At 41.1% G+C, this 12,281-nt stretch carries 8 protein-coding genes and 1 pseudogene; 2 read left to right on the forward strand and 7 right to left on the reverse strand.

Annotated features, from left to right (window positions below; genetic code table 11):
- Positions 1-98 precede the first annotated feature (98 nt).
- The 7 genes and pseudogenes from ACU696_RS11995 to purM form a co-directional block, all read right to left on the reverse strand.
- On the reverse strand, positions 99-1,451 hold the full coding sequence (locus ACU696_RS11995) for an MFS transporter (protein WP_004911396.1): 1,353 nt from the start codon (positions 1,449-1,451) through the stop codon (positions 99-101).
- Positions 1,452-2,035: 584 nt separating this feature from the next.
- Positions 2,036-3,322 (reverse strand): annotated as a pseudogene (gene mgtE, locus ACU696_RS12000) (magnesium transporter); the annotation flags it as partial.
- A 360-nt stretch (positions 3,323-3,682) separates the two neighbouring features.
- Positions 3,683-5,212: an exopolyphosphatase gene (locus ACU696_RS12005; RefSeq protein ID WP_109912433.1), complete on the reverse strand. Its 1,530-nt coding sequence runs from the start codon at positions 5,210-5,212 to the stop codon at positions 3,683-3,685.
- A gap of 4 nt (positions 5,213-5,216) precedes the next feature.
- Positions 5,217-7,286 carry a polyphosphate kinase 1 gene (ppk1, locus tag ACU696_RS12010; RefSeq protein ID WP_109912434.1) on the reverse strand — a complete coding sequence of 690 codons (2,070 nt, stop codon included), beginning with the start codon at positions 7,284-7,286 and terminating at the stop codon, positions 5,217-5,219.
- Between the two features lie 54 nt (positions 7,287-7,340).
- Entirely contained in the window at positions 7,341-7,928 is a 588-nt protein-coding gene (speG, locus tag ACU696_RS12015) for a spermidine N1-acetyltransferase (protein ID WP_004911388.1), read from the reverse strand.
- Positions 7,929-8,161: 233 nt separating this feature from the next.
- The gene (gene purN, locus ACU696_RS12020) at positions 8,162-8,800 is read right to left on the reverse strand and encodes a phosphoribosylglycinamide formyltransferase (protein ID WP_109912435.1); all 639 of its coding nucleotides are present in this window, start codon (positions 8,798-8,800) and stop codon (positions 8,162-8,164) included.
- Entirely contained in the window at positions 8,800-9,840 is a 1,041-nt protein-coding gene (gene purM, locus ACU696_RS12025; RefSeq protein ID WP_004911381.1) for a phosphoribosylformylglycinamidine cyclo-ligase, read from the reverse strand. The genes purN and purM overlap by 1 nt, the downstream gene beginning before the upstream one ends.
- 355 nt (positions 9,841-10,195) lie before the next feature.
- Here purM and upp point away from each other — a divergent pair, with 355 nt between their 5' ends.
- Positions 10,196-10,822, forward strand: a complete 627-nt coding sequence (upp, locus tag ACU696_RS12030) for a uracil phosphoribosyltransferase (RefSeq protein WP_004253541.1) — start codon at positions 10,196-10,198, stop codon at positions 10,820-10,822.
- Positions 10,823-10,920: 98 nt separating this feature from the next.
- Positions 10,921-12,216, forward strand: coding sequence for a uracil permease (gene uraA / locus ACU696_RS12035; RefSeq protein ID WP_004253542.1), 1,296 nt, complete (start codon positions 10,921-10,923; stop codon positions 12,214-12,216).
- The last annotated feature ends 65 nt before the right edge of the window (positions 12,217-12,281 follow it).

Genomic DNA, 12,281 nt, shown 5'->3' on the forward strand with positions numbered 1-12,281 from the left:
TCTGTACTTGTATGCTGCGGTGTGTGTAAAGGAGGGCGTGGGGGAAATTAATTTTTCTCAATAAGAATTGCACCCTAATAAATAGGGTGCAAGAAATGTTATAAGCTAGAAGCGTTTAGAACCGCAGATTTTTCGTTTGAGGATTCAGAATTGACTGTCCAACCCTTCCAAGATAGAGGAATAAAGGCTACAGCAACCGCTAATAATGAGACGCCAGCAACATAATAGGCAGGTGCCATGTGAGACTGCTGCAACCAAGCACCAGTTAATATTGGTGTTAAACCACCAAAAATTGCATAAGCCACATTGTAAGCGAATGACAGGCCAGAATAGCGAATTTCAGGTGGAAATGCGCGTGTACTGATAATTGGTGTCGTTGCAATCGCGCCAACAAAGAAGCCCATCAAGCCATAGTTAAAAATCAACGTACTCGCCGCAATATCACTGGATAATGACGAATAGAAGTAAATTGCCGTTACGGCCAATCCACCCCAGGATAAAGTCATTGAGGTACGTGTTCCTGTTTTATCGCCTAACCAACCCCAGAAGATACAGCCTAATGTTAAGGTTAATGTTGCGGCACAGTTGGCTTGCAATGCAATATTTCGGTCAATGTTATAGATCCCTTTTAACACCACATCTGGCGTCATCAAAATAGTGACAACGATAGCGGTTGATAATGACCACGTCAGTGCCGCCGTGATCATACAGGCTTGCTTATGAGATTTAATCACAGTTTTGACGGGTAATTCTTGTGACAAAGCCTTTTTAGCGGCCAGTTCTTTGAATATCGGAGTTTCTTGTAAAAAACGGCGTAAATACACAGAAATAAACCCAAAAATACCACCAAGAATAAATGGAATACGCCATGCGAAATCATGAATTTCAGTTGTGGTATAAGAGCGTTCAATAATAATAGCGACGATAGAGCCTAATAAAATACCGCCAGTGATCCCAGAAGTCAGTGTACCAACACCTAAGCCATAGCGTTGCTTTGGTGTATGCTCTGCAATAAATACCCATGCTCCTGGCATTTCACCACCAATCGCGGCACCTTGCATAATACGCATTAACAGCAGCAGTAATGGGGCTGCAGCACCAATGGTTTCAAAAGTCGGTAAAAAACCAATGACAAATGTTGGGAATGCCATTAAGAAAATACTTAAGGTAAACATTTTCTTGCGGCCAATTTTATCTCCAAAGTGAGCCATAATAATGCCACCAAGAGGACGAGCAAGATAACCTGCTGCAAATAGGCCCAGTGTTGCCATTAGCGCGAGAAATTCGTTATCCCCTGGAAAAAATAGTTGGGAAATAATTTTTGCGTAAAAAACAAAGATAACGAAATCGTAAAACTCAAGGGTACCCCCTAAAGAGGATAAGCCTAATGTTTTATAGTCTTCTTTGCCCAAAGGCCTCGCAGAGGGCTGGCTGGCTGTTTGCGGTGTCATTATAGTTTCCTTCTAACTACCTGAAATACTAAATTGCATAAATTCAAAATAATAAGCATTGGCTCATAATAATGAGCTAATCATTTTTATTGGTGCAGATAAGAGGTATAAAACGTTGGATGGGTATAACTTAGTTTAATACACAGTATCTTTTTTGCATGTGTATATTTATAGCAGGAAATTCTATATTCTGTAAACCTCAACCCTAAAAACAAGAATAACATTCCAATTAGTTTTGTTTGTCTGGATTATTGATTTGGTGCGATGATAAATAACCTTATATGATGTTAATAATATGAATTTTGCAGAATATCGTATATTTAAATTAGTCAGTTACAGTGTTAATTATATTTAATTTAATAAATTCTTACTGAAATATAGTAAACAAATATTACCTAATTATTTTTTGTTATAATTAACTTTATTCATCTCGATGAACTAAATAACTATAAAAGCATTTAATTAATAGATAAATAACAAGCCTACTTGCGAAACTTTGGGTTTTTAACGGGATTTTGTTAGTACAGGGAGTGTTTTGTAAACTGCACGCGCCCGCCAAGAAACAGGACGCGTGCAAAGTAAATTTAAACGAGGAATAGTGTGGCTAAGCCAAGGAAAATAAAGAACCCGCCAGTGTCTGTGATAGCGGTGATCATCACGCTAGAGCCGATAGCAGGGTCTTTGCCCATTTTCAGCATAATGAGCGGAATAAGCACCCCCATAATCGCTGCCATCAGTAGGTTCAAAATCATCGCTAATGTCATGACAGCGCCCATAGCGATATCGCCATATAGGAAATAGGTAACGACACCCATAATTCCGCCCCAAACAACGCCATTAATAAAGGCGACGCCAAGCTCTCTTAACATTAAGAAAGAGAAACTATTATTTTGTATCTGGTGCAGGGCAATGGCGCGAACAATCATGGTGATGGTTTGGTTTCCCGTATTTCCCCCAATTCCTGCCACAATTGGCATTAATGTGGCTAACGCGACTAATTGGGAAATGGTATCTTCAAAGACGCCAATAACACGAGAAGCGACAAAAGCGGTACATAGGTTAATGGCTAACCATGTCCAACGGGTTTTAACGGCTTGGCCAACCGGGGCGAAAACGTCTTCTTCAGGGCTTAACCCCCCCATACGACGAATACTGTTATCGTTTTCTTCACTGATGTTATCAACGATATCTTCAACCGTCAGGCGGCCCATCAGTAGGCCGCTATTATCAACAACAGCAGCAGAAATTAAGTCATAACGTTCGAACGCACTAGCGGCATCTTCGCCTTTTTCATCGGGCAAGAAGGTCACAGTGTCAGTTTTCATGACATCGGCTACTATTTTTTCAGGGGATTGCGTCAAAATAGTGGTTAGTGGTAATTCACCTTGCAGATAATTATTGTTATCGACAACAAAAATTTTATCGGTGGCTTCTGGGATCTTGCCTCGTTGGCGTAAATAACGTTGAACCGTTTTTAGTGTCACATTTGGGCGTACGGTGACGAATTCAAAATCCATCATTTGCCCGACGCTATCTTTCGCATATTGTAAAACTTCGCGAATGCGGCTACGTAGGCTAGGCTCTAAATAGGTGAGGAGCCGGCGCATGGTGTCACGAGGTAAATGCTCAGCAATATAAGCTTGTTCGTCAACATGCAAATTAGCAACGGCGCGAAGCAGTTCTCTGTCAGACATATCCTTAATTAGGCTATCCCAAACAGATACGGAGGCCTCAACTAAGACTTCACCACGTTCGTTATTATCAACAAGACGCCATAACGCGAGACGCTCATCATAAGGGAGCATTTCTAAGATATCGGCGATATCCGCAGTGTGTAAATCAAGTAGCAATTCTTTTACAAGACTAATTTTTTCACTAATTGCTTTGTCATCAATACTGACGTGTTGATCATTTTCAACAAGCGCATGGACGAACTCTTCGTCATCTAAAAATAGCGTCAGGATTTGCTGGCGAATATGTGCCAGTTTTTGAGAGTGCGGGTTGACTGTTGGCACCGCATCGATTGAAAAAGCAGGTTGTGACATTTTAATCCTTAAAGCAATAGCAGCGCAAAAGCGCTTTTTATGAATTCGTCTGCGAGCGGACGAAATTTATTATCATTATTGTCGCCTATTTAAATAATATATCAAATAGTTGAGTCAAATAAGCGGTGATTTCAAAGTCATCAGTGATGAAGAATAAGCATAAATCACTACAATAATGGCCGCAAATCACTCATTTTCTGCACAAATAGTTAACGACCAACCGGGGACATCTTCCCAATAGCCACTTTCTTTTTCTAAATCCAATATCATCAATGTATTTTGCACGAGATATTCAGATGGTAAATAGAGAGTCCAGTGCCCATCATCCGTTTCTATCCGTAACGAAGAGGGGATTGTGGTAGATTGGCGTTGATTATTTAACAAAATGGCTAGCCGCAAAATTTGAATAAGCGGCATAAATTGTTTTCTTTTAAATAAATTAAATTTAGGGATATCGTCATACTTAATAGCCCTACGATGATTACGTACTAATGTTGCCAGTAATAGTTGCTGTTCTTGGTTGAAGCCCGGTAAGTTGGTATTTTGCAAAATATAAGCAGAATGGCGGTGCATACCACTATGATTAATACTTAACCCAACCTCATGGAGCATAACTGCCCATATTAAAATGGATTCCAGTTGTGGGTTAAGTTGCTTGGGGTTTTGTTGTCCCCACTGGAAATAGAGTTCTTCCATGGTTTTTAATACGCGTTTAGCTTGCTCTCTATCGATATTATAATGCTCAGCAAGGCTTAAAGCAGTACGCTGGCGGATATCTTGGTGGCGGAAACGGCCTTCCATTTCATATAAAACACCTTCACGCAATGCACCGTCAGATAAACGTAACTCTTTAATTTCTAATGAATCAAATACGGCAAGTAAAATCGCTAAGCCAGGAACAAATACGTGTTTACGTTCATTCGATAGGCCTAATATATTCAGGGTGCTAAATGACTTATATTTCAACGCCATTTGCTTGATTTCGATAAGACGTTCCCGTGTAATAATACCGTCTTTATAGCCTAATTCTTGTATCACACTATGGGCAGCTTTGATGGTGCCCGAGGCGCCCATCGCAACGTCCCAAGTTTGTTTCTTAAATAAAATCGCGGTGCTTTCTAATTTTAAGCAAGCCCCTAGGTAGGCTCGATTGAAATATTCAGGGGTAATTTCTTCATTTGGAAAGTAAGTACGGGCAAAGCTAACACAGCCCATACGGCGGCTTTCAATCAAAAGCGGCTCAAATTTTTCACCAATAACTAACTCTGTCGAACCACCACCGATATCGAGTACTAATTTACGACCTTTTTCGGGTTGAGTGTGCTCAACGCCCATAAAAATTAACCGTGCTTCTTCTTGACCTGAAATGATTTCAATAGGGTAAGGCATGATTTCTTTAGCGCGCTGCAAAAACAGTTTTACATTCGTTGCTACACGTAATGAATGAGTGCCAACAATGCATACGTTTTCAGGGGGAAAGCCTTGTAACCGTTCGGCAAACAACGCGAGGCAGGCAAGCCCACGTTCCATGGCTTCTTCACTTAATTCATTGGTATCACTTAGACCATCAGCTAGGTGAACACGTTTTTTTAACCGTGTAAGAACTTGCAATGCACCATTAACGATGCGAGCAATGACCATGTGAAAACTGTTTGAGCCTAAATCTATAGCCGCAATTTCTTGTGGTCTCGGTGTTGAGGCGTTGGTTATTGGCATATTTTTAAGCTCTTGTATCCGGTGTTTCGATTGATTTTAAATAATCATACACAGCAAGCTGGGCCTGAATTTTACGTTTATTTCCGCGGGGAACATAATGATTACTTAAATCTTTGTCAACATAACGTGCTTTAACAGTATCGCTAAATTGCAACTCTAAAATATCCAATACCCGTTGTTTTAAATGCGGGTCGACTAAGCTAACGGCGACTTCAATGCGGTAATCAATGTTGCGGGTCATCCAGTCAGCAGAAGAAATAAAGACTTTTTCGTCCCCCCCATTGGTGAAAACATAAACACGGTCATGTTCAAGAAAGCGGTCAACAATACTGGTTACCTGAATATTTTCACTGTAGCCGACTTGGCCGGCGACTAAAGAGCACATCCCTCTGACTAATAAACGAATTTTGACACCTGCATTGGAGGCATCGTACAGTTTGTCAGTCAATTCTTTGTCGACTAAGTTATTAATTTTTAATGTGATACCACTGGGCCGTTCAGCGAGCGCATTTTCGATTTCTTGGTCAATTAAGGCCATCAAACGAATACGTGTATTTTGTGGTGATACCATTAAATTATCGAAAGTCACTGGGCGATAAGGGTTTTCAATAAAACTAAATACCCGACGAACTTCGTTGGTGATCAGTTCATTTGCAGTGAGTAGGGAGTAATCAGTATAAAGCCGAGCGGTTTTTTCGTTAAAATTGCCCGTACCGATATGGGCATAACGCACGATTTGGCCTTCTTCCATGCGTGAAATAATAAATAATTTTGCATGGATTTTAAGCCCGGGCGCGGAGAAAATAACATGCACGCCCGCTTCAGTTAATCGTTTTGCCCAATGAATATTAGCGGCCTCATCAAATCGTGCTTGTAACTCAACGACCACTGTGACTTTTTTTCCATTATGAGCGGCATGAATGACAGAATCGATAATGCGTGAGTCTTTCGCGACACGGTAAATATTAATTTTAATCGATAATACATTCGGGTCAAAAGACGCTTGGCGCAATAATTCTAAAGTATGTTCAAAGGTATAGTAGGGATAATATAACAGTACATCGCGTTCGCGAATGGCATCGAAACCGTTACGGAAGTTATCAAACCAGCGGTGACGCAGCCTTGGTAATGGCTTGTTTAATAGGTTTTTATTTCCTTCATTAGGGAAATTAATAAAGTCTTTAAAATTGTGGTAGCGGCCACCGGCAATCACGGAGTCATCGCTGGATAGCCCCAGTTTTTCACGTAAAAGAGCAACCATTTCGTCAGGCATATCACGCTGATAGACAAAACGGACGGGTTCTGCGGTTAAACGTTGTTTTAATGTAGATGACATTATTTCGAGCAAGCTCGATTCCATCTCTGTTGCGATGTCGTACTCTGCATCACGCGTCATTTTCATCGAATAGGCATTGAGCTTATCGTAATCAAAAAAACCTTTGAAAATTTCATCGAGCGTATAGCGAAGGATATTATCAATTAGGATCATTGACTTGCGACGCTTTGGCATTTCTGGAGGCAGGTTAACAAACCGCGGGACTTTATCGGATGGAATTTCCAATAGTGCATATTGAATCTGATTGCCATTGATGATTTCAACTGCAAGATAAGTGTAGTCATCTTTTAGAAATTCAACGAGATTGGTATCAGGATTAATTAATATTGGCGTAATATGCTGCCGCAGATTCTGGCGGAAATACTGACGTAACCATATCTGTTGGCGAGGCGAAATTTGACGTTCGTTAATCAAGAATATTTGATTGCGCGCCATTTCCAATAATAAGTCATTATAGAGAATGTCGAATTCTTGTTCTTGTTTGGCAACTCTTGACTGAATTCTCTTTAACAAGTGGCGAGCACCGCTTGCCGAGCCGCGTTCTTCATTAATTAAAATACGGCGTTTAACGTCGGCGAAGCGGACTTTATAAAACTCGTCTAGATTATTGGAATAAATTCCCAAAAAACGCATTCGCTCAATAAGAGGGTTACGCTTGTCGGCTGCTTCTTGTAAAACACGCTCGTTAAAAGACAGCCAGCTTAACTCTTTTTCATGATAGAGACGTTCTTGGGACATTCTAACTCCGTATTAGACTCTTGTTACTTTATGGCTATGATACCAGTCAGTTAGCTAAATGTGTTGTTTAATTGCTTTATCTTGGGTAATAACACTTTCTGGATTAGCAGATTGTTGCTTCATCGTAAAATATTGTTGCTGAAAAATACACATACGGATAGCGGTGTGATAGCGACCATTGACAAAGAATTCGTCGATCAGTTCGCCTTCAGTATGGAAGCCTAGTTTATTATAAATATGGATAGCTTTAACATTTTCTTTATCAACAATAAGATAAAGTTTATATAAGTTTAGTACGGAAAACGCGTAGTCCATTGCTAATTTCGCAGCGCGACTCGCATAGCCATGGCCTTGATGGCTCGGTGCAATGATAATTTGAAACTCAGAGCGTCGGTGAACATAATCAATTTCTACCAATTCGACTAAGCCAACTTTCTCACTGTCATTTTCAACGATAAAACGGCGTTCAGACTGGTCATGAATATGTTTATCGTAAAGATCGCTTAATTCAACGAAAGCTTCATAAGGTTCTTCAAACCAATAACGCATAACACTGGCATTGTTATCAAGCTGGTGAATAAATGCTAAATCTTCACGTTCAAGTGGGCGCAACCTAAACGGATGAACTTGCCCGGTCGTCATAAAAATACCTCTATTTAGTTAGGAAAAATGTTTTGTTCTTCGACTATAAGGATAACATTTATTTGCGATAAAATAATGACACAGCACAGAGAGATTATCACCTTGTTGAAAAATAATTCATTTTACCCAACGCTAATGTTTTTATGTAATAGCTTGCGATCGTGTTTTTATGTGAATGCGAAGAAAAAGGGTGGATACCCACCCTTGAAATGACGTTTTGCTCATCACGAATATTATTCGTTAGCGTAACCTTGTTGCGGTAAAATTCGGTTATCTAACACAGCTTTACCTTTTTGCATTGTTAATCGGCCACTAATGAACCACTCAACAACTAATGGGTAAATCGTATGTTCTTGGGCTTTTACCCGCTCGATAATATCGTCTTCGTTATCCTGTTCAAAGATAGGCACTTTAGCTTGCAAAATAACTGGCCCGCCATCCAGTTCTTCGGTAACGAAATGAACGGATGTGCCATGTTCTTTATCCCCATTTTCTAGCGCTTTACGATGCGTGTGTAAACCGGGGTATTTCGGTAACAAAGAAGGATGGATATTGAGTAATTTACCCGCAAAGTGGTTGACGAATTGGGCTGATAAGATACGCATAAAACCCGCTAATACGACTAAATCAGGCTGATATTGGTCGACTTGTGCGAGTAATGCAGCATCATATGCTTGGCGGTCAGTATACTGTTTGACATCTAAAAAACAGGCTGGTATTCCAGCCTGTTGTGCCCGAACAAGCCCATAAGCATTGGCTTGGTTGCTAATGACAGCAACAATGTGAGCGCCAATTGCCCCAGTGCGGCAGCTATCAATTAATGATTGCAAATTACTACCGCTGCCAGAAATGAGGACAACAATTTTTTTCATTAGCGGATCACAACCTGCTCTTCACCCGCTGGTAATGCGCCAATTGTACCGATTTGCCATGCGTTTTCGCCAAGCTTGTTCAACAGAGCAAGTGCATTTTCAACTTCCTGTTGTGGTAGAGCAATAATAATCCCCACACCACAGTTGAAGGTACGGTACATTTCATGAGTGCTCACATCACCAGCTTGCTGCAGCCAGTTAAAGACAGCAGGCCATTGCCAGCTGCTACCGTCAATAATTGCTTGTGTGTTGTCAGGCAGTACGCGAGGAATATTTTCCCAGAAACCACCACCAGTAATGTGGGCAATTGCATGGATATCGCTGTTTGCGATCAGCTCTAATACATTTTTAACGTAAATGCGTGTTGGTTCTAATAAGTGGTCAGCTAAAGGTTTCCCATCTAATTGAGTTTCTTCTGGGTTGGTTTGGCTGACTTCGAGGATCTTGCGAACCAGCGAGTAACCATTTGAATGCGGGCCGCTAGAGGCTAAAGCAATTAAGGCGTCTCCAGCACTCACTTTGCTACCATCGATGATTTCTGAGCGTTCAACAACACCCACACAGAAACCAGCCACATCGTAGTCTTCACCATGGTACATTCCCGGCATTTCCGCGGTTTCACCACCCACTAACGCACAACCTGACTGTTTACAACCTTCTGCGATACCCGTAATCACACTCGCAGCGGTATCGACATCTAGTTTACCGGTCGCGTAATAATCAAGGAAGAACAGGGGCTCTGCGCCTTGAACAATCAAGTCATTGACACACATAGCCACAAGGTCAATCCCAATGGAGTCATGACGTTTTAAATCCATTGCTAAGCGTAATTTGGTACCGACACCGTCAGTGCCTGAAACTAAAACAGGCTCACGGTATTTCTGCGGTAGGGAACATAATGCACCGAATCCCCCAAGACCTCCCATGACTTCTGGGCGGCGGGTTTCTTTTACGACACCTTTAATACGTTCAACCAAGGCGTTACCCGCATCAATATCAACACCGGCATCTTTATAGCTGAGAGAGGTTTTATCAGTCACTACGGCCCCCAAGGCAATTACATTTTTGAGAAAAATAACATCATTGACATTATTCTAACAGGCTAGGCAAACGTTTGCGATAGCTTTGTGTTGGAAATTTTTGGGTACGCATAATCGAAGAATGGTAGAACGTTATAGAAGTTGTATAGCAAAATAAGAAATGTATTTATTTAAATCAAATTTGCGGTTTTACCAATTTCAACTTAACTGAGATGAGGTATAATTTTTAAAAAAATGGCGTTAATCGTTGTTGTTTTGACCAAAATCAAGCGTTATCTAGTGGCAACCAAAGCTAAAAGAGGTATAATCCGGCGATTTTTTTGTCCGCCGCCGTCTTAAATAGTAGGAGAAACCCATGAAGATCGTTGAGGTAAAACACCCTCTCGTTAAACATAAACTCGGCCTGATGCGAGATCATGATATAAGCACAAAGCGCTTTCGTGAACTGGCCTCAGAGGTTGGTAGCCTACTGACTTATGAAGCAACTGCTGACCTTGAAACTGAAAAAGTGACTATCGATGGTTGGTGTGGTCCTGTAGAAATAGAACAAATTAAAGGTAAGAAAATCACTGTAGTACCAATTCTTCGTGCGGGTATTGGTATGATGAACGGTGTATTAGATAGCATTCCAAGTGCACGTATCAGTGTAGTAGGTGTTTATCGTGATGAAGAAACACTGCAGCCTGTCCCTTATTTCCAAAAACTCGCCTCTAACATTGAAGAACGTATGGCATTAGTGGTCGACCCAATGTTAGCGACGGGTGGCTCAATGATTGCTACCATTGATTTATTAAAAAATGCGGGTTGTACCTCGATTAAAATCTTAGTTCTTGTTGCAGCGCCTGAAGGTTTAAAAGCGTTGGAAGCTGCGCATCCAGATGTTGAATTATATACCGCTTCAATTGATGAGTATTTAAATGAAGAGGGATATATCGTTCCGGGTCTCGGTGATGCGGGCGACAAGATATTTGGTACTAAATAATGATAAGCCGACTGAGAAGTCGGCTTTTTTTTGATTAATTGTAGAGACTCACTGCTTATTCAGTGATTAGCCATTTCGCTAAAAGAGGATAAAGCCACATGACACGTCGCACCATCAGTGTTGAAGAAAGACCACCATTATTACAAACTATACCACTGAGCCTTCAACACCTATTTGCTATGTTTGGCGCAACCGTTATCGTACCGATTCTGTTTGGTGTAAACCCCGCTACAATTTTGCTGTTTAATGGGATCGGAACGCTGCTGTATCTGTTTATTTGTAAAGGGCAAATTCCTGCTTATTTAGGCTCAAGTTTTGCATTTATTTCCCCAGTGCTGATTTTATTACCATTAGGTTATGAGCTGGCACTTGGCGGCTTCATTATCTGTGGCGTGCTGTTCTGTATTGTTGCACTGATTGTTAAAGTTGCAGGAAGAGGGTGGATAAACGTCATGTTCCCCCCAGCAGCAATGGGGGCAATCGTAGCCGTAATTGGTTTAGAATTAGCTCAAACGGCTGCAGGTATGGCTGGGCTATTACCTAAAGATGGCGCAGTGGTTGATTCGAACACGTTAATTATTTCCCTGACCACGTTGTCAGTCACTATTCTCTGCGCGGTCGTTTTCCGTGGGTTTTTATCTATTATTCCAATTTTGATTGGCTTTTTAGCGGGTTATGCATTGTCCTATTTTATGGGCATTGTGGACTTTACCCCGGTTATTGAAGCGCCGTGGTTTGCTATTCCTACATTTTATACTCCACGCTTCGAATGGTTTGCTATTTTAACCATTTTGCCCGCTGCATTAGTGGTTATCGCTGAGCACGTAGGGCACTTGGTCGTCACTGCGAATATTGTTGAACGTGACTTAATGAAATCACCAGGTTTACATCGTTCAATGTTTGCTAATGGGTTTTCTACGGTGATTTCCGGTTTCTTTGGCTCGACACCAAATACGACTTATGGTGAAAACATTGGGGTCATGGCTATTACCAAGGTATACAGCACTTGGGTAATTGGCGGAGCCGCAATTATTGCTATTTTATTATCTTGTGTTGGTAAATTAGCGGCTGCTATCCAATTAGTACCAGTTCCTGTGATGGGCGGGGTTTCACTCTTATTGTACGGGGTAATTGGTGCATCAGGTATTCGAGTGTTGATTGATTCAAAAGTCGATTATAACAAGCCACAAAATTTGATTTTAACCTCAGTGATTTTAATTATTGGTGTGAGCGGAGCCGTTATCCATATTGGTCAAGCTGAACTCAAAGGTATGGCGCTAGCAACGATAGTTGGGATCTTTATGGCATTATTATTCCGTTTTATAACGTTTGTTAGGCCTGAAAAGCAGTTTGTGACATCTGAAGTCCAAGAGCTTGATAGCAATAAAAAATAAGCCACACAATTTTCCATATTGCCGTTCAATTGTTTGAACGGCATTTGGTCACCGTTCTTATTCAT

It is taken from the genome of Providencia sp. PROV_01 (genome assembly GCF_053098325.1).